The following is a 23,271-nucleotide window of genomic DNA, read 5'->3' as shown; positions in this document are numbered from 1 at the left end:
TGAATATTCACCCAAATGCTCCGATAAGGGTTAAGTCCCTGTCGGAGCATTTATAATGTCACCACAATGAACTTAGACTTCATCAACAAACTCAACCCTCAGCAGCGCAGTGCAGTCACAGCGGCAGATGGACCTGTTTTGGTCATCGCAGGTCCCGGGTCCGGAAAGACGCGTGTGTTAACTCAGCGTATCGCCTACCTCATTGCCAACGAAGGCGTCCGCCCGTGGCAGATCCTCGCAGTCACCTTTACGAATAAAGCCGCCAAAGAAATGGACGAGCGTGTCAAATCCATTTTGAACGAGCAAGCGACCGAAGGCATGATGCTCGGAACGTTCCACTCCATCTGTGCGCGGATCCTACGGCGCGAGTCGGAGCATCTGCCGGTTGCACAGAATTTCGTCATCTTTGATTCGGATGACCAGCAAAGCCTGACCAAGTCCATTATTCGCGAGATGAATTTAAATGAAAAGTTATATCGCGCGCAGAGTGTGCATGCTTCGATCTCGCGCGCCAAGAATGAATTGATCCTGCCAGATGATTATCCGATCAACACCTACCGCGACGAAGTGGTGAAACGCGTTTACACCGAATATCAAAAACGACTGATCGCCAGCAACGCCGTGGACTTTGATGACATCCTCGTCTACACCGCCCAGTTGATGGAAAACAACCCAGCCGTGCGCGACAAATACGCCCAGCGTTTTCGTCACGTGCTTGTGGACGAATTTCAAGACACAAACCTTGCACAATACGCACTAGTGAAACATCTTGCTTCGCATCATAAAAATATTTTTTGTGTCGGTGACCCCGATCAATCGGTGTATGGCTGGCGCGGCGCGGACTATCGCAACGTGCGCCGACTTGAGCAAGACTTCCCCGACGCGCAAACGATTTTGCTTGAGCAAAATTATCGCTCGCATCAAAATATTTTAGATGTTGCCATGGGCGTGATCGACCGCGCCAGCAATCGCAAAAAGAAACGCCTGTTCAGTGACCGCGGCGCAGGCGAAAAAGTTTTCTTCTACGAAGCGCGTGACGATTACGGCGAAGCTTCTTTTGTTGTAGATACCATCGCCCAACTCGTTGCTTCTGGTGATTTCGAGCCAAAAGATTGCGCGGTGATGTATCGCACCAATTCCATGTCACGTTTGCTCGAAGAAGCGTTTTTACAGGCGCGCCTTCCTTATAAGCTCGTCGGCGCACAACGCTTTTACGGACGCCGCGAAGTCAAGGACATGATCGCCTTCCTGCGCCTCGCCCACAACCCTGCCGACGAAGCCGCCCTCGCGCGCATCATCAACGTCCCTCCGCGTGGCATTGGCGAGAAGACCCTGACGACATTACATTTAGTGGCAAGGCAGAACAACACCAATGCAGGTTCGGTTCTGCTCAACCTGTCTCACGGTGCAGAATCGAATTTTTATAAAGCATTCACCGGTCGCGCCGCGTTGCCGCTCGCGGACTTTGGCGGCATGTTCGCCAACTGGCACGCACTATCAAAGACCGCCACCGTTGCCGAACTCTTCGACCGCATCGTCATCGACATCAATTACAAAGCCCATATCGTTGAAGATGACTCAGAAGAAAGCCTCGACCGTTGGGAGAACGTGCAAGAGTTGAAACGCCTTGCGCTCGAGTATTCCACTCGCTCGATCGATGAGTTCCTTGAAAACGTCGCACTCATCGCCGACCAAGATACGCTCACCGATGCCAACGCCCCCACCCTGCTCACGCTTCATGCCGCCAAGGGTCTTGAATACGGTGCGGTTTTCATCGTCGGTCTCGACGATGGCATCATTCCGCACAGTCGTTCCTTCGACGAGCCCGAACAAATGGAAGAAGAGCGTCGCCTCTTTTATGTCGGCATCACGCGTGCCAAAGATCGCCTTTATCTGTTGCGCGCCATTCAACGCGGCGGGCGCGGCATGGCAGAAGAAACTTTCCCCTCACGCTTCATGGATGACATCCCCCACGACTTGCTAGTCGGGCGCACCCGCACGGGACGCTCAATGCGCGGCGCACCGACCGACATCAAATGGTCGCTTTCCCCTTCGGGGACGCAGCCGACTCCGACCCATCTGCTCCTGTCATCCAAGCCTTATACAAAGCCGGGACTCGCGTCCGCCACCCAATGTGGGGCGATGGCATCGTGCTTAACTCACATATTCAAGACGGCGATGAGATCATCGATGTGGTCTTTGAATCCGTTGGCATCAAACGTCTCGCCGCAAGTTTGGCAAATTTGAAAATCATTTAATCCGTCATTGCGAGGGCGGTGCTCTTCCGCCCGAAGCAATCTCATGACACAATCATGAGATTGCTTCGTCGCAAAGAACAAGAGCGCTCCCCGCAATGACGAAGACGAAGGAGAACTCCCATGCAATACGTAAACCTCGGCAAAACTGGATTGAAAGTCTCACGTCTGTGCCTTGGCATGATGACCTATGGCTCAAAAACTTGGCGCGAATGGGTGTTGACGGAAGAAGAAGCCAAGCCTTTTGTAAAGAAAGCCCTAGATGCAGGTATTAACTTCTTTGACACTGCCGATGTGTATTCGATTGGGGAAAGCGAACGCATCACTGGCAATCTCATGCGGCACTTTGGGGTGAATCGTCAAAACGTGATCATTGCCACCAAAGTCAATGGAGAGTTGAGCAAAGATATCAACGACCGTGGACTCTCGCGTAAGCACATCATGGATGGCATCGATAATTCGCTCAAGCGCCTGCAAATGGATTACGTGGACTTGTACCAGATCCATCGTTGGGATTATGAAACTCCCATTGAAGAGACGATGGAAGCCTTGAATGATGTTGTCCGCGCGGGGAAAGCAAGATATATCGGCGCATCATCCATGTTTGTGAGGCAGTTCATGAAGGCACAGCACATAGCCGAGTTGAACGGCTGGACGAAGTTTGTGTCCATGCAGAATCACTACAACCTTGTATACCGCGAAGAAGAACGTGAAATGATTCCTTTGTGTGTGGAAACCGGCGTGGGTCTCATTCCGTGGAGCCCAATGGCACGCGGGTTCTTTGCCCGCAACAGCAAAAGTGGAAACGAAACCACACGCTACAAGACCGATGGCTTCTTTAAAGAACTCTATGGTCGCGAAGATGACTTCCTGGTAGCGAACCGCGCGGAAGAAATAGCCAAAGAACGCGGCATGACCTCGTCACAGGTTGCGTTGGCTTGGGTGTTATCCAAGCCTTATATCGCCTCCCCCATTATCGGGTCCAGCAAGGAGGCGCATTTGGATCAAGCCATTGCGGCACTTGATATCAAACTTACTGAAGATGAGATCAAACGTCTGGAAGAACAATATCAGCCCCATCCGGTGCTGGGGCATTCCTGATGTATTTCAAAGCTTTATATTTTTTCTATAAAATTTACTGCTTCATCTTCCGCCCGATCCGTTTTGGGGTGCGGATCTTAATGCTGCAAGACGAGAAGGTCTGGTTGATCCGACATACGTATCTGCCCGGTTGGTTCATGCCGGGCGGCGGACTCAAAAAATGGGAAACGTTGGATCAGGCCGTGCGGCGTGAAGCCCGTGAAGAGACCGGCGCAGAATTGGGTGAGATCTCTTTAATCGGAACATTCTCAAGTTTCATTCAATGGAAAACCGACCACACCACGGTTTTTCTCTGCCGGGATTTTAAGATCGTTGGCAAATCGGATGGAGAAATTGCCGAGATCCGTCAATTTGCGCTGGATGCACTGCCTGAAAACATGTTCCCATCTCACCGCCGGTTATTGGAGGCATTTCGGAACGGAATGGATCGTTCAAATTTTGGAGAGTGGTAGGCTTTCTTGGGGAGCTTGAAAATGCAAGGGGTATAATATGAAAAATCCAACACGAAATGGAAATCGTAACCATGAGCCGTGAATCAATCAAGATCGTCATTCCCATGGCGGGCTGGGGAACCCGAATGCGCCCGCATACCTGGAGCAAACCCAAGCCACTCGTCAGTGTGGCTGGCAAAACATCACTTGAACATGTGATGGATATGTTCAAAACCCTGCCGGATCCGGACAATGCGGAGTTTATCTTCATTGTTGGTCCCTATCTCGGTGAATTGCAGGTGCCTGCTTTCATTAAAGAAAATTATCCCAACCTCAAAGCTCACTATGTTGTCCAGCATGAAATGAAGGGACAATCTCATGCGCTATGGCTTTCGCGGGAATACCTCAAAGGTCCGATGATCATGTGCTTCTCAGACACGTTGATGGAAACGGATTTCTCCTTCCTCGCCAAGGAAGAAGCTGATGGCGTGGCATGGGTGATGCCCGTGGAAGACCCGCGCCGTTTTGGGGTGGCGGAAGAAGGTGCAGACGGTTGGGTAACACGCTTCATTGAAAAGCCTCAAAGCCTGGACAACAACCTTGTGGTGGTTGGGTGTTATTACTTTAAAGACTCGGCACAATTGCTTACTGCAATCGACGAGCAGATGAAACGCGGCGTGATGCTCAAGAACGAGTATTTCATGACCGATGCCATTTCCATCATGATCGAAGGCGGCGCAAAAGTGCGTACGCAACGCATCAGCACCTGGTTGGATACCGGTACCATCGAAGCGACATTGGATACGAACAAGATCCTGCTTGAAAAGTTCGGTTCGCACACTGGCAAGTTCGAAGGCTCGAATGTTGAGATCGTTGAACCAGTTGCCATTCACGCCAGCGCCAAGATCAGCAATTCCAAGATCGGTCCGTTCGCTTCGATCGGAGCGAACTGCACGATCGAGAATGCCCAGATCTCAGAATCCATCGTCGAAGCAGATTGTGAGATCAAGGACGCGGCATTGAATCGCTCTTTGATCGGCAAACAAGCCAGGGTTAAAGGCAGAGGCGATGGTCACGTCATGCAGGTGAATATTGGGGATACGAGTTCGATCACTCTGTGAGTTGGCATGGAAGTGGTTGAGTGTCGTTCAGACCCTTTGGGTCGCACAGAATATGCGGAACGCCCGCTTTCGCTGGTTTGGGAAGGGCGCAGATACGAGATCGTTGAGATCTTCTCGCGCTGGCATGGACCCGGTGAAAAAGGTTTTTACGTCACGACCGTGAACGGTCTGGCTTTCGAGTTGACATACCAGGAGCTATCAAACGACTGGCATGTACAACTTATTTAATTTTGTCGCTTTTGGCGGCTGAGCGCAGGAGGCGCGATGCAGGATAATCAGGCGGTACAAAGACTTTCACAACGTGTGGCAGGGTTGAAACCCAGCGGCATTCGGCGCTTCTTCGATATCGCCGCAACGATGAAAGATGTGATCTCACTGGGCATCGGCGAACCGGATTTCACCACACCCAAACCGATCCTCGATGCGGGCATCCGTTCGCTTCAAAATGGTGAAACCCACTACACCTCGAATGCCGGAAAGATGGAACTACGCGAAGGTGTTGTTGAAAATTTGCAAAAGCTATATGGTGTGAAGTATGACCCCGTACACGAGGTGATCGCCACGGTAGGTGTTTCAGAGGCGTTGTACCTTACGTTCACGGCAGTGCTCGAGCCGGGCGATGAGGTCATCATTCCCACTCCATGTTTTGTTGCCTACCAAGCCGAAGTGATCCTGGCGGGTGGTGTGCCGGTGGAAATTCCGGCACGCATTGAAAACAACTTCACCATTGACCCGGATGACATCCGCAAGGCAGTCACACCGCGTACGAAGGTTATTTTCATTGGTTATCCTTCCAACCCAACAGGGGCTGTCGCTCCACGTGAAGTGATGCTGGAGATCGGCAAGATCGCCGAAGAATTCAACCTGCTGATCGTCTCCGATGAAATTTATGACCGTCTCGTTTATGACTTTGAACATGTCTGCTTCCCAGCTTTGAGTGACAGCTTGAAAGAGCGCACGATTCTGTTGGGCGGTTTTTCCAAAGACTACGCCATGACCGGCTGGCGCATTGGGTATGCCTGCGCCCCGGAAGATCTGATGAAGGGTTTGCTGCGCGTCCATCAGTACACCATCATGTCGGCACCAACGACGGCTCAAGACGCCGCCATTGAAGCCCTAAAGACCGGCGAATCCTATGTAAAAGACATGGTAGCGGAATATGACCGCCGCCGCCGCTTGCTGGTAGATGGACTGAACCGCCTCGGGCTGACGACCTTTGAGCCGAAGGGCGCCTTCTACACCTTCCCCAATATCCGCGCCTCCGGAATGGATGACGAGGAATTTGCCGAAGCCTTGTTGCGAGAGGAGAGTGTTGCTGTGGTGCCAGGCAACGCTTTTGGACCGGGCGGTGAAGGATTTGTCCGCGCTTGTTACGCAACTTCGTACGAAAAGATCGAAGAAGCCCTGCGTCGCATGGAACGATTCATGAGCAGGCACGGATAGTTTGCAAGATAAAGTAAAGGCAAAAAAGTGGGCAGGCGTTGAACCTGCCCACTTTTTTTGCCTTTTTACAAAATAGGGATTGCACTTCAGCACCGGATAATTATCTATATCGCAAGTTTAGACAAACAGCAGTCAATAAGGTGCTTTTAGTCATTGTGAATACAAAAGAGGGTTTGCTATAAACAATGTAGTTCCACTTCCATTACATACAACAGAATACATCAAGGAGCCCTATCATGTTTGATTCATTATCTCCTCTTGTACGTTCCATTCTAAATGCAATATTGATCGGGACTGGCGGCTTTTTGGTCGCCTTTTTGGTATCCAAACTTTCGTCTCTGCTGCTCTCACGCATGACAGGCAAAGCTTGGGGAAGATTCATTGGCAATCTATTGGCGCTCGGTATCGTCATCGGAACTCTCACATGGATGCTCAATGTAGCCGGTGCAGCTGCCGTCGTCGTCATCCTTGCAACCGCACTGACAGGCGCGCTTTCCCTCGGTTCCGAAAACATCGCTTCTGACCTCGTCACTGGTGTAAAACTATTCGCCACCCGCCTCTTCCAGATCGGAGATAACGTCTCCATTGCAGACCAGGAAGGCGAAGTATTGGAGATCACGCTTACTTACATCGTCTTATTGAACGAAGATGGAGACCGTATCATCATCCGCAATTCAGATGTAGTGGCAGGGACAATCATCAATTACTCGAAGCGCACCGAGCACAAGATCGAAGTCCAAATTTCCATCCCTGTAAGTCAGGATCTTGAAAAAGTTACCGCAGCCATTCTTGAAGGTCTCAAAGGTTTTTCAACAATAACAGAAGATACTCACAAACCGGGTGTCATTTGCGAAACCGTTAGCGAAGGCAGAATGAACCTGCTCGTTTATGCGTTCATAACGGATCAGCCCGATTACAACGCTGAGAAAACGCGACTCATGGTGGCTACCCTGCGGGCACTAAAACAAAACAACATCGACCTGAGCGACTAAACAGGCAAAGCCATGTCAACCAGGGAAAGCAAAAAAAAACGGCGTCATCGACTTTCGCGGATGCTTTTCATCCTCATTTGGACAACCATCCTCATCGCAACCGATGTTCTGGGAACTGTTCCCAACAATCCCATATCCTCCCAGATGCGTGAGGCTTTTTCAATTGTATTGCCCGCGAAGTTCACAACCGGGCTTAATAAAGAACTGGCGGGATATGAACTCCCTACGCTTCCTCCACCACCGGTAGCTGAGCAGGCGAACTTTGACATTTTCTCAGCCCTGGCTTCTGCTCCTTTAATAGAAACTCCCCCGGTTGTAAAAGCCATATCCGCCCCGGCAACATCCACAAGTGTAGCTACCTCAGTACCCACAGTTTTTATTACTCCAACGCCTTACGCACCTCCGGCAGTTGAACCTCACCTTGCAAGGACATGGATGTTATTTTTCGATTCGAATGCAGAAACGTTTACCGTGGAAAAGCAGGGCGAAGATTATGTGATCACCGACATCACCAGCGACTTCGGTCCCGCCGAGTTGATCTCTCAAGCATGGGATGGAGAAAAACTGACCTGGGTATATGATGTCAATGGAGAGGTAGCCACAGTAGAAACAGCGAAAATAGATATCTGTGGGTGCGGCGATCTGGCGTACCGTCTCGACGCGTCGATGAACATCGTCAACTCGGCAAGCGGCGAAACCACGGCTATGGATATTTTGCTATATCCAATAGCGGAAAAAGTCCCCAACCCTGATTATTCGGGAAATTGGTATCAGATTCTTAATCACGGCGAAGGAAACATCTACATCACCATCGAGAAATTGGGCGATGTCTATATCGTCCCTTCAGCAACAAGTGACTTTGGAGATGTAAATATCTTCTCCCAATCATGGGATGGAAGCAGCTTAAGTTTAACCTACAGCATCGGAGCCAACTTGATCACGACGATAAAGACGGTTGGTGTTGACAAAGACGGTATTCTGCTGATGGAAACATTCAGAGAAGACTACGATCAGCCTTACACCCTTGGCTGGCTTAAACAGACCCCATAGAAGCACCCTTGCCCTCTGGATAAAATGGCGCATGTACAAATAGTGCGTCGTTAAATCTTTACGGTTTTCGCACGGAGAAACACATGAAGCACAAATCATTCTTCATCGCAATAATTTTTGTAATTACATTATTCCTTGTCTCTTGTGCACCATCGGCTCCATCATCTACTGAAACACCGCCAGCCGCAGACACCCCTTCCCCCACCGAAACTCCTACCCCGACAACCATTCCACTCTCCCCCACGCCTCAAATGCTATTCAATGTGCTCGATTATTCTGATTGCTTTGCTCCCGAGGATGGAGACGGATATACAACTTTTATAGAAAATGAAGCCCTCAACATTGTTGTCAGCGGAGGAGTCTTCAGTCCATGCGAAGGGCACGAATTCTCCGATTTCACCTTTGAAACCGACGCCACTTTAACCGACGCATCCACTGTTGATGCTCAGTATTCCATAATGTTCCGTTTCAATCACCAAAATTGGGAAAGTTATCAATACTACGAGCTGGCAGTATGGGGAGATGAAGCAGCAATTGCCTACGCCGATACCCGCAGTAATGATATGTGGACTCCCTTGCAAGGCTGGGTAACGATCCCGCAGTTAAATGAGATTGGTCAGCCCAATCACCTGAAAGTGGTTGCTGTTGGAGGGAAGATCGCAGCCTTCGTCAACACCTATCTCATTGGCTATATTCAAGATGATAGCCTCGCTTCCGGGCTGGTGGCTTTTACCCTTTCCAATCAAGGACCCGCCAGTGTAGAACAGCACATCATTTTTGAGAATATGAAAATACAGATCGCTCAGCCATAAAACAAAGCGGGCGGAAATTTATCCACCCGCGATCTTAACTTTATACCCCAGCTTAGTTAACACCTCCGCCATGCGCTGACGGTGTTCGCCCTGAATTTCGATCAAGCCATCCTTCACTGTTCCGCCTGTACCGCACTCCTGCTTCAATATTTTGGCAAGCGCTTTCAGGTCATCGTCTGTGAGAACAAGGTTCTTCACTACAGAAACCACTTTCCCGCCGCGCCCTCCCGACTCACGATGCAAGTAAGCCGTTTGTTGTTGCGGCGGCAGGGATCGAGCGTGAGATGTGTTTTGTTCTTTCTTGCGAAGGTCTCCATCCGAAGAGGACCAGACAGTTTTATTGTTAGTCATGGGGCTATTATAGCGACAAAACTCGATATACTTTACGTATGAAACCGTTCACTATTGAAGAAGATTACCTTGGCGAATTCATGGATCCGGTCAACTATGATTTAGAAGTCGGCGGCGAAAATCCATCCCATCGATTCTACGCTGACCTGGCTAAGCAGATTAGAGGGAATGTACTGGAGGTTGCCTGCGGGACAGGGCTGGTGGCGATCCCGCTTGCACTACAGGGAATTCCCCTGACCGGCATGGACATCGTCCCCGCCATGCTGACGCATGCACAAAAAAAATCAGAAGCGTTGAATTTATCGATCCGTTGGTTTCAAGGCGATGCCAGGAATTTCAACTTGAACGAGCAATTCAACTTCATTTACATGACAGGCAACGCCTTTCAAGCATTCCTAAACAATGCCGACCAACGAGATTTATTACAAAACATCCGCAAGCACCTCGCAATAGGCGGTGTCTTCGCTTTCGAAACTCGCAACCCCAACTGGGAAGAATGTTCCACCGACTTGAATGAAACCGAATGGATGACCTATACCAACGACAAGGGATACTCCGTCCGCATTACAGAAACGCGGGTATACGACCACGTTGCACAGGTGTTGGTATACAATTTATATCGGCGCTGGAAAGAAGAGAATAGAGGTAAAGAACGAGCAACGCGCATCGCCATTCGATACACATTCCCGCAAGAATTGAATGCCCTGCTTGAGCGAAACGAATTTCAGATTTTGCATCAATATGGTAATTGGGACAAAAGCCCGCTGACCAAGGATAGCCCTATTATTATTTCGGTTTGTAAATTGGTATGAATATGCAAGTTGACTTGCGAATCACCTACTTCACATAAAATATCATCATTTCTCAGCTTCCCCGAAGTCTATGCTTTTCAGGCGGTTGATCAAGTTACAAGCTATAGACACCCACAATGGACGATAGATCGCTGACCGCGGTTCATCGTCCATTGTTGCGCTTCTACCAAGTTAGGGTGCTACATCTAAGTTTGAGATGAACTGACATCTGTTGGCAACGCATCCGGCAATTCATCTTCCAAATTGCGGATGCGCGGGTTGAGGTACACAAACACACTGACAATAATACCGACCAGACCCGAAAGGATAAACATCAAACCAATTCCGCGGCCCGCGCCTGTGCCCAGAATCTGCCCAACGAACGTATTTGCCAAGGCACCGCCATCCTTAAGCAGCGGTTCAAAGAATTTATCCGCAAGTGGACCAGCGGTAATGAAAGCAAGCGGCATCATGGATTGAGTGATCGCTGAACGCACAGCAAATGAACGCCCTTGGATCTCCTGCGGGATCTTTGTTTGAAACACGACCTGGCTGTTTCCGCTTGCCAATGGAACAGAGAACATCAGCAAAAAGATCCCTGCACCGATCAAGAATGGATTGGGCTGCAAACCTGCAATGACAAACCCGGTCACACCGAGAAGAATAAAGCCAATCGCAGCCGGAATGCGCTTCCTGGCACCGCCCCAGGCACTCATGATGATACTGCCAACCAACATCCCTACTCCCATCACTGTTTGGATCATTCCAAGGACGTCCGCAGTGAAACGGCTTAAGACCATCGGGATAAGCAGAACAGCCGACCAATTTAGCAGGAAGTTAACCATCGCATAGTAAATAAGAAGCCCAAACAAACCTTGTCGTTCACGCAGGTAGTTCCAGCCAAAAACAATATCCTGCCAGACATTTTTGTCTTTGTGCTCTTGAGTCTGTTCCGGTTGCGGAATACGGACGAATAACAACGCCCCCACTGCAAAGAAGAAGGTCACAAAGTCGATCATAATGATGCCGCTGAAACCAATGGCAACGAATAAAATCCCCGCAAGAACAGGTGTGATCACTGTACTGAGCGCCTCACGCATCTGGATCATGCCATTGGCACTACCAAGCTTTTCCTTGGGGACAATGGTGGAAATGGATGCGGAAAATGCAGGTTCTTGAAAGGCAGCAAAGACCGACTCTAGCATGGCGATCACATAAATATGCCAAAGCTGTAAATTCCCGGCGCCTAATAACAAAAAGATGATCAGGGTTAAAAGGGCATTGAGCGTATCAGCAGCGATCATAATGAAGCGCCGGTTGAACCGGTCAGCTATTGAACCCGCGACGGGCAGCAATAAGACACGCGGAATAGTGCCAAGCAGAACAGTGATCGCAAAAGGCGTGGCTTGCCTGGTCTTGTCATAGATCCACACAGCCAGGGCAAAATTTGTCAACCCTGAGCCGAGCATGGAGATCAATTGTCCGCTCCAAATAACAAAAAAGGTCTTCATGTCACGCGGCATTTCTACAGGAGTGTTTTTTACAGATAAAGAGTTCATTTCTTTTTACCTTTCTTACTCGCCTTGTCAAAATAAAAGCTCGGATAAAACGCCACAGTTAAAGCATAAGTCTGGTCATTAGTCTTGGAAAGCGAATCCGCCTCTTCAAACTCCTGAATAAGTTTCACAAATCGTTCTTGAAATTCTTCGATCCTTGTTTCGGAAACATTACTAACAACGCGGTTGATGATGATGCGGCGGGGCTTTTCCTCTACCCCGTGATCAAGTTGAAATTGCCGCGCCTGCAAACTGCGCATCAAGTCTTCACGAGTGGCATCAATGGTGGAAGCAAGCAGGATATTGATTGACTCGTTATCGCCGCCTTTTGAGAACTTGAATAAAGCCGGGTCCACATCCAAACTATCTGCAGCAGACTGGTACGTCTTCTCAAGCATGTTGGCGACCATGCGAGTGGCAGCCACTTCGATCAGTCCCAATTTTTCAAGAGCGCCAAAATGATAATAAAGTTTGCTGGGTGCCAGCCCCAGCTTCTCCGCCACCTGTTTGACGGTGAGTGCCTGCCCTTCGAGTAGTTCCATGATCTGCACCCGCAACGGGTCGGCAATGGCTCGTAATGTTTCCAAATCAGAGATATGAAAGCGTTTCTTATCAGCATTTTTAGTCATCGAGAGTTTTTCCTTTATCATTAAAATATTTTTTAACGATAAACATGATTTTATAATATTTATCAACAATGTCAAGAGCCAATCTGGCATCACAAGCCCACCCAACCCCCAAAAGTGGGAGGTTGGCGGTATCATAGCCCTTGCAGGACTGGCATATCTCATTATTTCAGGAGTTTTCAGATGCAGGCTTTAGGAATTGACATTGGCGGTTCAGGAATCAAAGGCGCACCCGTCGATATCAAGACAGGTAAATTATTGGCGGACCGGATCCGCATCAAGACGCCCGAAGGAGCAAAACCCAAACCCATGGCGGCTGTGGTGGCAGAGATCGCCCAAGCTTTCAAATGGAAAGGGCGTATCGGCGTGGGCTTCCCCGCCCCCATCAAACAAGGCATCGTCATGATGGCGGCAAATGTTTCACAAAAATGGGTCGGCATCAATGCTGATGAATTGCTCAGCTCAACAACGGGATGCGCCTGCCGGGTTGGCAATGATGCGGATGTTGCAGGCATGGCAGAGATGGAATTTGGTGCAGGCAAAGGTCAAATGGGAACGGTCATCATGATCACCCTCGGCACAGGAATCGGCTCCGCAATCTATTTCAACGGACATCTATTGCCCAATACTGAATTTGGTCACCTGCAAATGGATGGCAAGGACGCCGAACATCGCGCCTCGGCAGCAGCACGAGTACGCGACAGCCTTTCGTGGAAAAAATATGCGAAACGTTTAAATAAATATCTTAACGAAATGGAAAAGCTTTTCTGGCCCGACCTTTTCATCGTCGGAGGCGGTATCAGTAAGGATCACGAAAAATTCCTACCCCTGCTGGAACTCAATGCGAAGATCGTGCCTGCGCAATTTCAGAACGAGGCGGGCATTGTTGGCGCGGCGCTTTTCTCTCAAAAGAGATAAAAAATAAGACCCCGAATAAATTCGGGGTCTTATTTTTTACTGCGCCTTTACAACGCTGAACTTTTCTTTGCCGATGCGATAATTACCGCTATGTTTTAGTACTTGGTCGACCACATCCTCTGGAACATCCACAAATGAGATCTTATCTTCAATGCGGATCTTTCCAATGACATTGCCAGGGATGTTGGCATGGAAGGCGATCTGTCCAACGATGTCATTCGGGCGGATGCTGTGCGCCTTGCCTTTATTGACCTTCAAGCGGATCATGCCTTCTTCATGGGTGCGGCTCCCCTTTACCCGCGACTTGTCACCAAAACGCCCGGGCTTTTCATTACGCCCAAACGATTCGCGCTTTGCCCCTCGCGATGGACCACCACGAGAGAAATCGCGTTCGCGGCGATCATCCCGCACTTCGGAGATTTCAGCGATCGGGCGTTGTTTCTCGTCACCGCGAGAGATCTTAATGGCAGCCGCAGCGATGTTCATCACATCGTGACCACCATCGATCAATTCCTGCACAATTTCGAGTTCACGCTTGTAACGTCCGCGACCCAGCCAGATGCGCAGTTTTTCCACCACCTGCGCCTCGCGGTGCTTGGTGATGTCTTCGGCAGTGGGCAGTTCCATTTGTTTGACTTGCTGTTTGGTGAGCGCTTCCACTTCGCGCATGCGGCGTCTCTCTTTGGGTGAAAGCAGGGTGATCGCAACGCCGGTCTTGCCTGCGCGACCGGTACGACCAATACGATGGACATACACTTCGGCATCGTCGGGCAGGTGATAGTTGAAGACGTGGGAGATATCATCGATGTCCAAACCGCGCGCGGCAACATCGGTAGCAACGAGGACTTTCAATTGATTCGAACGAAAACGTCCAAGGACGCGTTCGCGGGCGTTCTGATCCAAGTCACCGTGAATGGCTTCAGCGGGAATGCCGCGGACGACGAGTTCATTGGCGAGCGAGCTGGTTTCTGCACGGGTGCGGGCAAAAACCAGGGCACTGTGAATGGGTTCGATTTCAAAGAGACGAGTGAGCGCGTTCGTCTTGTGATTCTCGTTGACGAGATAGTAGCGTTGTTCAATGGCTGCAGCGGTGAGTGTGCTTCGTTTAACGGCGACCGTTTGCGGGTCCCGCATGAAGCGATCTGCCAGTTTGCGAATCCGCGCGGGCATGGTGGCGCTGAACATGGCTGTCTGACGCTCCGAAGGAGTCGTTGTAAGGATCTTTTCAACTTCTTCAACGAAACCCATATTGAGCATTTCATCGGCTTCATCAAGGACGACGGTCTTGATCTCGCTGAGGTTGAGGACTTTGCGTTCGAGCAGGTCGTTCAAACGTCCGGGCGTACCGACGACGATGTCGACGCCGCGATGCAGATTATTGATCTGCGGACCATACGGCTGCCCGCCATAAACGGCAAGCACACGCACATGCAAATGTTTGCCATACTCGGTCATCGAGTCGGCGACCTGCAAGGCGAGTTCGCGGGTAGGCGCGAGCACCAATGCCTGTGGATTCTTTTGTTTTACAAAATTATTGAGGATGGGGAGAGCAAAGGCAGCGGTTTTGCCTGTGCCGGTTTGGGCTTGCCCGACCACGTCTACACCGGTGAGCATGAGGGGGATCATGCCAGATTGGATAGGGGTCGGCTCGGAATAGCCGAGTTCGGTAATAGCCTGCATGATCTCAGCACGCAGGTTGAGCGAAGAAAAATCGGTAGTCATTCAGTTGTCCTTTTTGTCGAGATTGCTTCGGGCAATGAACAAGATCACCCTTGCAATGACGAGATAATTAGGGATGTTCTGATGACTCTACCAACTACTTCTTGCCAACAAGGTCTGCTTTTGCAAACAGATCCGCCCAACAAAAAAGCCCGAGAAAGTTATTCGGGCTTACGTTCAATCAGAGTGATCAAAACAATTCCCAGAAATACAGCGGGCGTGAGTGTACCACAGAATCTGAATGGTGAATTTATTCCAATGTTTCCATGCTATGCAGGAACCAATAGCCGCCGTTATTAGAGCAATATACACGATAAAGGCGTTTCTTCTCGATGGTACTCATGAGCGTATCAGTGACCGAGAATTTAATGCTGTCCATTTGGAGAATGTAGGAAACCCGATGAGAGGAGCTATTTCCACGACGATTAAGACCCATGCTGGACTCGTATACATCAGCCCGCGCTTCGATAACTTGGATTTGAGGAAGCGGCTGCTCTTCGAGCGGTGTGCCCATTGACTTGTACATATCTACCGAGGATTGGTACGAGCGCGGGGCAATAACAAATACGAACAAGGCGGCAAAGATACACATCCCTGCCATTACGGGCAAAAAGAGACTACCCAACATATTTTGGAACATGTCGATCACGCCGAGAAAATAAAGCACAACAACAAAAAATAACAACCCGCTCCCAAATACCAATGAAATCAACCAGCCCTTATTTTCGTATTTTCCGTGGTTTTGCTGGATATAGTCGCGCGACTCTCTGGCGCGATCCAACTGAGTTTTGGAGTATTGTCCCTTGCGGTTGGCTTCGAGGTCTTCGGCGGTAAAGTAACGAGTTTGCTGTAAAGCGTAGTTGTGTTCGTCAATAGAACCCATAAAGTTTCTCCGTTTCTTATTTGTGAAGGAGTGCCCCTCACTAAAAGGTATTTTACGAATTCATGTTCGTATGGGTATCCCCCATCATGGGCACTAGACTGTCATCAAGATGATGGCGATCAACGCAAAAACGACTCCGATCCACTGATTGCGGTTGAGACGTTCTTTGAGGAAGATCCAAGCAAGAATAACGGTTGCGCCGGGAAAAAGCGCACTAAGCACGGATGCTACATCCAAGCGCCCGGCTTGCCCGGCAAGGATAAAGAAAAAGTTGCCGCCAAGATCGAGAATACCGTTGACTGAGATGATGGGCAAAGATGAAAGCTCGAGCTTCCAATCGGCACGAGTAACCAGCAAATAGGTAACAATAAGGGTCATGCCACCGGTACGAGAAAAGACCATATGCCAAACTGAGCCACCATCTCGGGTGGCTTGGTGCATGAAAACAAAGTAAAAGCCGAATCCAATGCCTGCAAGCAGTGGCAGTTTCAAGTCGGAAAGATGCGAGAGGATATCCGTCACGCCGCCTTCACTTTGAGAGACCAGCCACACTGCGAGCAAGGCGAAGCCAAATCCGATCAGGGTTGTGAAATCGGGCAGTCCTTCGGTGAAGACTCCAACAGCGACGGGCATGGCTGCCGCCAACAAGGCTGAAACAGGTGCAGCAATACTCATCATTCCGACAGCCATGGCATGGTACAACAGCATTAAACCGACAGTACCAAGCATACCTGCCGCCAGCGCAAAGAGGCGGGCTCGCATGTCTGGAAAAGGCTCGTCAATAAATGCAAGCACACTAAAGAGGAAAATGACACCAATGACCTCGGCATAAAAAACGGAACGATACGCCCCCACTTTGCGAGCCGCGAGCCCGCCTGTAAAATCACCCGCGCCCCAACTGAGCGCGGAGAGTAGACCAAAAACGATTGAAGCCAATATAAATCTCCTTCCAACGTGAGCGCGATTATACCTTTTGATCAGTTCAGGAAAGTTCAAATAACAGGACATCATCCCCCGAAGAGGTGATTGCTGTAACTCCCTTTAAAGATAAACTTTCATAAAAATAAAAAGGACTAACCTTGATTTCCGATCCTTCTTCAAAATGCCCAGAGTGCGGAAAAGATCTTGTTTTGCAAGAACGCTTTTGCCCATATTGCGGCGCTGAACTTAATGCCGGAATGGATAAAAACCAAGCTCTTGCTCTCAAGTTTTTCGAAAAAGCCCAATTCAATTACAACCAGAATAGAAAACTTCAAAGTGCTCTCGCCGATTGCGAGCTTGCACTCGAACATGACCCAACCTTTGCAGAAGCTCATAATTTGCGAGGTCTTATTCTCGACGCCTTAGATCTGAGCGACGAAGCCATCATCGAATATCGCGAAGCAATTCGCCTTAATCCCTATTTTGAAGAAGCCCAAGCCAATTTAAAAGACGCGGAGAGCGAACAAATAACATCCGGCTATGGGATAAGCCCCTCGATCCAGGATTCTGAACAAGGCGGTGAATTGCGCCGCCTGCTCATTACTGGCGGTGTAGGCTTGATCCTTCTTCTTCTAATGGTGGGAGGATATTATGTTGTAAATCGTTTTTTGCTCCCAATCTTTGGTCCAACCACGGAACTTGTTTTTGTTCCAGATGTTCCCGAAAGTACCACCGTTTCAAAAAACGACCTTGAAGATGCAGCCAACATTCTTACAGAACGCAGTAAATTATTAGGATATTCCCAAATAACCTTCAGGGCTTCGAGTAATGGCGCGATCGTTGCCAATATCCCTGCCACGATAAATGGTTCGGAACTAGCCAGCCAGATCGGTCAGGTCGGACTATTGGAATTTGTGGATTTTGGTAACGAACAAGTCATGGTGGGGCAGGAAGTGCGAACAGACATCGAGAATCCCTACATGGTTCAGGTTGAGGGAAAGACCTGGCACACGGTCATATCGAATGATGCCATTGTCTCAGCAGATGCGGTTAAGCCAGCCGATTCCTACCAGGTCTTCTTCACACTAAACGAAGAAGGTAAACAGGTCTTTGCCTTCCACACGGCAAAACACATCGGCAAATATCTGGGGATCGTGTTTGATAAGGTCGTCATTTCCAACCCGATCATTCAACAGGCGATCACAAAGGGCGAAGGGGTCATTTCTGGAAACTTTAACCAGGAAACAGCGCAACAATTGGCAGCTGTTATAAATACAAAACCGTTGCCGTTTGAAGTAAAACTTGTCGAAAAATAAGCTTATATTTCACCTGGCTCAATGCCACTACATATAGTACTTTCGGCTAATTGCACAAAAAAGTATATCCCTGTAGAATATAAATATCTTTATTGGTAATTTATTGGTAGGAGAGAGTTGACGAGGTCGCCTTCAGAGGGCGACCTCGTCGTTTTAATTCTCTAATACTTTTCTAACTTCCCTCCCCTTGACCAAAACTTAACTCAGGCATAAAGTTAAGCCCGCTTAACTAAAAAGAAGGCTTAACTATGACTTCCCCTATTCAATTGAAACAAACCCTGCACACATGGATGGATGTGTTCATGCACCGCTCCATGCGGAGTTGGACACAGTTCGCAAAAACCACCGGGCTTTCGATGCCGCAATTCAGCATCCTGATGCAATTGCATCACAAAGGACCTTGCGGCATGTCAGAGATCAGTGAGCGCTTCGATATCACCGCAGCAGCGGCGAGTCAACTCACTGAGAAACTCGTGCAGGGTGGCTACATCGAACGTACCGAAGACCCCAATGACCGCCGGGCTAAATCCATTCAACTTACGCCGAAAGGCAAAGACTTGGTTGAAGCCGGTATGACCGAGCGCTACCGCTGGATGGACGAGTTGATCTCCAAACTTTCGGTGGAAGATAAGCCCAAAGTGGTCGAGGCGCTCAAGGTCTTGACCGAGGCGGCGAAGCAGTTGGAAGAAAAGGCATAAAGTTTCGCCACCTTCCATAAATTTTCTACACATTCTTTTGTTATACATATCGTGCTGATCTCGATATAAGGAGTCTTAATCCCATATGATGAAATTAATGAAATTCGTAAAACCATATCGGTGGATGTTATTGTTTGCGATCGCTTTGATCTTTGCGCAAGCAAACCTCGACCTTGCCCTGCCCGATTATCTTTCGCGCATTGTCAACACCGGTATTCAACAAGGCGGCGTGGAAGATTCCATGCCCGAAGCCATTCGCGCCAGTGAGATGGATAAGGTCGTCATCTTTATGAACGCGCAGGATAAGGAAGACGTCCTCGCCTCGTACACGCTGATAGATTCTTCTTCCTCCGATTACGAGACCTACCTCGAAAAGTATCCTGCTCTCGCTGACGAACCGGTCTATGTAATGAACGAGGTCACGCAGACCGAGCTCGACCGTCTCAACCCTGTCATGGCAAAAGCCTTGTTGACCGTTTCTGGTATTGAAACGGCGCTGGAAGACCCCGAAGCTGCTGCCCAAATGAGTGGAGCCTTCGGCGGTTTTGATCCCAGCCAATTACCCCCCGGCATGGATGTGTTCACAATTCTAGGGAAACTGCCCGCTGAACAACTTTCCAAGATCACTGATTCAGTGGATGAAAAATTCTCGGCGCTTGGCGACACCATGATCGTGCAGGCTGGGGTGAACGTCGTCCGTGACGAATATAAAGCCCTCGGCATGGATACGGAACAGATCCAGAACAACTACATCCTCACCGCTGGTGCATGGATGATCGGGTTGACCTTGCTCTCCGGCGTGGCAACCATCATTGTTGGGTATCTTTCTGCAAAGATCGCCGCGGGCATGGCACGCGACATCCGCCGCGATGTATTCCAGCATGTCGAGAGCTTCTCCAGCACTGAGTTCGATAAATTCTCGACGGCTTCCCTCATCACCCGCACCACCAACGATGTGACCCAGATCCAAATGGTCAGCATGATGATGATCCGTATGATGTTCTATGCCCCGCTCATGGGTGTAGGCGGCATCATCAAAGTCATCAGCAATGAATCACCGCTGGCATGGATCATCGGTGTGGCTGTTTTGATGTTGGTCAGCCTCATCGCTGTCGTCTTCTCGCTCTCGCTGCCCAAGTTCAAGATCATTCAAAAACTGACCGACCGCATCAACCTCGTTGCCCGCGAAAACCTGACCGGTATGATGGTCGTCCGCGCTTTTACGATGGAAAACTTCGAAGAGAAACGCTTCGACGTTGCCAACAAAGACCTGACCTCCGTCAGCTTATTCATCAACCGCGTGATGGTGGTGATGATGCCGTTGATGATGCTCATCATGAACGTGATGCTTTTGGGTGTGATCTGGTTCGGCGCACGCGAAGTTGCCGCCTCGAACATGCAGGTCGGTGACATGATGGCATTCATGCAGTATTCGATGCAGATCGTGATGTCCTTCCTGATGCTCTCGATGATGTTCATCATGATCCCGCGTGCTTCTGTTTCTGCGGACCGCATTCACGAAGTGCTGAGCACTGAACCTCACATTCACGACTCGCAAACAGCCAAGAAATTCCCCGAACCCTTCAAGGGCGAGGTTGAATTCCGCAATGTCTCATTCCGCTACCCGGGTGGTGATATTGACGCGATACAAAACATCAGTTTTGTAGCAAAGCCCGGGCAGACCACTGCCTTTATCGGGTCGACCGGAGCCGGAAAGTCCACCATCGTCAATCTCATCCCGCGCTTCTACGAAGTCTCGGATGGTTCCATCTTCATCGACGGCGTCGACATCCGCGATGTGACTCAACATGATCTGCGCGAAAAGATCGGCTACGTACCGCAAAAGTCCGCGCTGTTCTCGGGCACTATCGAAAGCAACATGCTGTACGTCGATAAGAACGCCACAAAAGACATGTTTGATTCTGCCATTGAAATTGCGCAAGCAAGAGAGTTCGTGAACGAAAAGCCAGAAGGCATGGCAACCGAGATCGCCCAAGGCGGCACGAACGTCTCTGGTGGACAGAAACAGCGTCTCTCCATTGCCCGTGCTATCGTCAAGAAACCACCGGTCTACATCCTCGATGATAGCTTCTCGGCGCTTGACTTCAAAACCGACTCGGCTTTACGCCGCGCCTTCAAGGAAAAATCAAAAGACAGTACGCTGCTGATCGTCACCCAGCGTGTCTCGACCATCAAAAATGCCGAACAGATCATTGTGCTCGATGACGGCAAGATCGTTGGCAAAGGAACACATAACGAACTTATGGAAACCTGTGAAACCTACAAAGAGATCGCCCTCTCACAGTTGAACATGGAGGAATTAGCATGATGATGCAGCGTCCTGGTCAACAACAGCAAGGTCCACGCATGGGTGGACCCATGGGCGGACCCATGATGGGCGCCCCCGGTGCCAAAGCCCGCGACTTCAAAGGTACGATGAAGAAACTCATCCAATATCTGGGCGAGTATCGCGGACTCATCATTATCGTTTTTGTCTTTGCGATATTCTCCACCGCCGCCAGCATTGCTGGTCCGAAAATTCTCGGCAACGCTACGACGAAACTCTTCGAAGGTGTGATGGCGGAATTGAACGGCACGGGCGAAATTGACTTTGCCTACATTGGGCGCATCGCTCTCATAACGTTGGGCTTGTATCTCGTCTCCGCGCTTTTTGCCTACATCCAAGGCTGGATCATGGCAAACGTTTCGACCGATATCGCCTACCGCTTCCGCCGCGACCTCTCCGAGAAGATGAACCGCATGCCGTTGCGCTACTTCGACGGCACGACTCACGGTGAGGTGCTCTCGCGCATCACCAACGATGTGGATACGCTCAACCAGACCCTTAGCCAAAGCCTGACCCAGATCATCACTTCGCTGGTGACGGTAATCGGTGTGCTGGGAATGATGCTCTCCATTAGTTGGCAGATGACTCTGGTTGCCATCGTGGTCATTCCGCTTTCGATGGTGACTGTGATGCTCATCGTCAAACAGTCACAAAAGTTCTTTACCCAACAACAAGAATATCTCGGTCATGTGAACGGGCATGTGGAAGAGATGTACAGCGGTCACATCGTGATGAAAGCGTTCAACGGTGAAGCCGAAAGCATCCACAAGTTCGACCAGTCGAACAATACGTTGTACGACTCGGCTTGGAAGTCTCAATTCCTCTCCGGCTTGATGATGCCGATCATGATGTTCATTGGTAACCTCGGTTATGTGGCAGTTGCCATCCTCGGCGGATATCTCGCCATTCGCAATACAATCACCGTCGGTGACATCCAAGCCTTCATTCAATACATGCGCTCGTTCACCCAGCCCATCACCCAGTTGGCAAACATCTCGAACGTGTTACAGCAAACTGCCGCTGCTGCAGAACGCGTCTTTGAGTTTCTTGATGAAAAAGAGGAAGTGGAAGAAACCACCTCCCCCATCAAACTCGAAAGCGTGCAAGGTCACGTTGAGTTCAAGGATGTCCACTTCGGCTACGACCCGGCGAAGCCGGTCATCAACGACTTCTCAGCGGAGGCAGAGCCCGGGCACAAGATCGCGATCGTCGGTCCGACCGGAGCCGGAAAGACCACCATGGTCAAGCTGCTGATGCGCTTCTATGACGTGGACAGCGGAAGAATCCTGATCGACGGTCAAGACATCCGCGACTTTACCCGCAAAGACCTGCGTAAGATGTTCGGCATGGTGCTGCAAGATACGTGGCTCTACAATGGCACCATCATGGAAAACATCCGCTATGGGCGGCCCGAAGCCACGGATGAAGAAGTGATCGCTGCGGCGCAAATGGCACATGTTGACCATTTCGTCCATACCTTGCCGGATGGTTACAACATGGTCTTAAACGAAGAGACCACCAACATCTCGCAGGGACAGATGCAGTTGCTGACCATCGCACGTGCTTTCCTTGCAGACCCGAAAATCCTCATCCTCGATGAAGCGACAAGCTCGGTTGACACCCGCACCGAAGTGCTCATTCAACGAGCCATGACCAGCTTGATGAAGAACCGTACTTCGTTCGTGATCGCCCATCGCCTCTCCACCATCCGCGATGCAGACTTGATCCTCGTGATGAATCACGGTGATATCGTGGAACAAGGCTCGCACAAGGAACTACTGGCAAAGTTCGGTTTCTATCACGAGTTGTATATGAGCCAGTTCAAAAAGAAGGAAGACGAAACCATTGTGGCGTAACGGACGATAGACGATTGACCGCAGACGATAAACGGCAGACCGCCGTCAATCGTCTGCGGTCTGCCATCAGAACCAGTGATACAC

The 23,271-nt window shown here is 49.9% G+C and carries 21 protein-coding genes; 15 read left to right on the top strand and 6 right to left on the bottom strand.

The features are described from left to right. Nucleotides 1-66: 66 nt before the first annotated feature. The 9 genes from IPG80_RS09175 (at nt 67) to IPG80_RS09135 (ending at nt 9,205) form a co-directional block, all read left to right on the top strand. Nucleotides 67-2,247, top strand: a complete 2,181-nt coding sequence (locus tag IPG80_RS09175; protein ID WP_345105532.1) for a UvrD-helicase domain-containing protein — start codon at nt 67-69, stop codon at nt 2,245-2,247. A gap of 131 nt (nt 2,248-2,378) precedes the next feature. Beyond that, on the top strand, nt 2,379-3,356 hold the full coding sequence (locus IPG80_RS09170) for an aldo/keto reductase (protein ID WP_345105530.1): 978 nt from the start codon (nt 2,379-2,381) through the stop codon (nt 3,354-3,356). Beyond that, nucleotides 3,356-3,808, top strand: a complete 453-nt coding sequence (locus IPG80_RS09165) for an NUDIX domain-containing protein (protein ID WP_345105527.1) — start codon at nt 3,356-3,358, stop codon at nt 3,806-3,808. The genes IPG80_RS09170 and IPG80_RS09165 overlap by 1 nt, the downstream gene beginning before the upstream one ends. A gap of 71 nt (nt 3,809-3,879) precedes the next feature. After that, complete coding sequence (locus tag IPG80_RS09160; protein ID WP_345105524.1) at nt 3,880-4,908, top strand: sugar phosphate nucleotidyltransferase; 1,029 nt, start codon at nt 3,880-3,882, stop codon at nt 4,906-4,908. 6 nt (nt 4,909-4,914) lie between these two features. After that, nucleotides 4,915-5,136, top strand: coding sequence for a hypothetical protein (locus IPG80_RS09155; RefSeq protein WP_345105522.1), 222 nt, complete (start codon nt 4,915-4,917; stop codon nt 5,134-5,136). A 36-nt stretch (nt 5,137-5,172) separates the two neighbouring features. Further along, nucleotides 5,173-6,351 carry a pyridoxal phosphate-dependent aminotransferase gene (locus tag IPG80_RS09150; RefSeq protein WP_345105520.1) on the top strand — a complete coding sequence of 393 codons (1,179 nt, stop codon included), beginning with the start codon at nt 5,173-5,175 and terminating at the stop codon, nt 6,349-6,351. Between the two features lie 236 nt (nt 6,352-6,587). Then, complete coding sequence (locus tag IPG80_RS09145; RefSeq protein WP_345105517.1) at nt 6,588-7,343, top strand: mechanosensitive ion channel domain-containing protein; 756 nt, start codon at nt 6,588-6,590, stop codon at nt 7,341-7,343. A 60-nt stretch (nt 7,344-7,403) separates the two neighbouring features. Continuing rightward, nucleotides 7,404-8,393: a hypothetical protein gene (locus IPG80_RS09140; RefSeq protein ID WP_345105514.1), complete on the top strand. Its 990-nt coding sequence runs from the start codon at nt 7,404-7,406 to the stop codon at nt 8,391-8,393. 83 nt (nt 8,394-8,476) lie between these two features. Further along, complete coding sequence (locus tag IPG80_RS09135; RefSeq protein WP_345105511.1) at nt 8,477-9,205, top strand: hypothetical protein; 729 nt, start codon at nt 8,477-8,479, stop codon at nt 9,203-9,205. An 18-nt stretch (nt 9,206-9,223) separates the two neighbouring features. Here IPG80_RS09135 and IPG80_RS09130 read toward each other — a convergent pair whose 3' ends face one another. Then, nucleotides 9,224-9,556 (bottom strand): stress response translation initiation inhibitor YciH, encoded by a 333-nt coding sequence (locus tag IPG80_RS09130; protein ID WP_345105509.1) that lies wholly within the window; start codon nt 9,554-9,556, stop codon nt 9,224-9,226. Between the two features lie 38 nt (nt 9,557-9,594). Between IPG80_RS09130 and IPG80_RS09125 the strand changes: the two genes are divergently transcribed. Further along, nucleotides 9,595-10,368 (top strand): class I SAM-dependent methyltransferase, encoded by a 774-nt coding sequence (locus IPG80_RS09125; protein WP_345105506.1) that lies wholly within the window; start codon nt 9,595-9,597, stop codon nt 10,366-10,368. Nucleotides 10,369-10,553: 185 nt separating this feature from the next. Here the strand turns inward: IPG80_RS09125 and IPG80_RS09120 are convergent, their stop codons facing one another. Together IPG80_RS09120 and IPG80_RS09115 are read right to left on the bottom strand one after the other, a co-directional pair. Further along, the gene (locus tag IPG80_RS09120) at nt 10,554-11,906 is read right to left on the bottom strand and encodes an MFS transporter (protein ID WP_345105503.1); all 1,353 of its coding nucleotides are present in this window, start codon (nt 11,904-11,906) and stop codon (nt 10,554-10,556) included. Further along, complete coding sequence (locus IPG80_RS09115; protein WP_345105500.1) at nt 11,903-12,532, bottom strand: winged helix-turn-helix domain-containing protein; 630 nt, start codon at nt 12,530-12,532, stop codon at nt 11,903-11,905. Before IPG80_RS09115 ends, IPG80_RS09120 begins: the two co-directional genes overlap by 4 nt. 180 nt (nt 12,533-12,712) lie before the next feature. Between IPG80_RS09115 and IPG80_RS09110 the strand changes: the two genes are divergently transcribed. After that, nucleotides 12,713-13,447, top strand: coding sequence for an ROK family protein (locus IPG80_RS09110; protein ID WP_345105497.1), 735 nt, complete (start codon nt 12,713-12,715; stop codon nt 13,445-13,447). A 36-nt stretch (nt 13,448-13,483) separates the two neighbouring features. Here IPG80_RS09110 and IPG80_RS09105 read toward each other — a convergent pair whose 3' ends face one another. The 3 genes from IPG80_RS09105 to IPG80_RS09095 form a co-directional block, all read right to left on the bottom strand. Continuing rightward, complete coding sequence (locus tag IPG80_RS09105; protein ID WP_345105494.1) at nt 13,484-15,169, bottom strand: DEAD/DEAH box helicase; 1,686 nt, start codon at nt 15,167-15,169, stop codon at nt 13,484-13,486. A 247-nt stretch (nt 15,170-15,416) separates the two neighbouring features. Next, nucleotides 15,417-16,049 carry a hypothetical protein gene (locus IPG80_RS09100; RefSeq protein WP_345105491.1) on the bottom strand — a complete coding sequence of 211 codons (633 nt, stop codon included), beginning with the start codon at nt 16,047-16,049 and terminating at the stop codon, nt 15,417-15,419. Between the two features lie 93 nt (nt 16,050-16,142). Next, the gene (locus IPG80_RS09095; RefSeq protein WP_345105488.1) at nt 16,143-16,985 is read right to left on the bottom strand and encodes a DMT family transporter; all 843 of its coding nucleotides are present in this window, start codon (nt 16,983-16,985) and stop codon (nt 16,143-16,145) included. Between the two features lie 242 nt (nt 16,986-17,227). Here IPG80_RS09095 and IPG80_RS09090 point away from each other — a divergent pair, with 242 nt between their 5' ends. The 4 genes from IPG80_RS09090 to IPG80_RS09075 all read left to right on the top strand — a co-directional run bounded on the left by IPG80_RS09090 (nt 17,228) and on the right by IPG80_RS09075 (nt 23,187). Beyond that, nucleotides 17,228-18,286, top strand: a complete 1,059-nt coding sequence (locus IPG80_RS09090) for a hypothetical protein (RefSeq protein WP_345105486.1) — start codon at nt 17,228-17,230, stop codon at nt 18,284-18,286. A gap of 248 nt (nt 18,287-18,534) precedes the next feature. After that, entirely contained in the window at nt 18,535-18,984 is a 450-nt protein-coding gene (locus IPG80_RS09085; RefSeq protein WP_345105483.1) for a MarR family transcriptional regulator, read from the top strand. A gap of 85 nt (nt 18,985-19,069) precedes the next feature. After that, the gene (locus tag IPG80_RS09080) at nt 19,070-21,313 is read left to right on the top strand and encodes an ABC transporter ATP-binding protein (RefSeq protein WP_345105480.1); all 2,244 of its coding nucleotides are present in this window, start codon (nt 19,070-19,072) and stop codon (nt 21,311-21,313) included. Next, complete coding sequence (locus IPG80_RS09075) at nt 21,313-23,187, top strand: ABC transporter ATP-binding protein (protein WP_345105634.1); 1,875 nt, start codon at nt 21,313-21,315, stop codon at nt 23,185-23,187. Before IPG80_RS09080 ends, IPG80_RS09075 begins: the two co-directional genes overlap by 1 nt. The last annotated feature ends 84 nt before the right edge of the window (nt 23,188-23,271 follow it).

This window comes from Candidatus Villigracilis vicinus, assembly GCF_016702885.1.
GTDB lineage: Bacteria > Chloroflexota > Anaerolineae > Anaerolineales > Villigracilaceae > Villigracilis > Villigracilis vicinus.
Note: the sequence above shows the minus strand (reverse complement) of the source record. Positions and strands in the feature narration are given on the sequence as shown.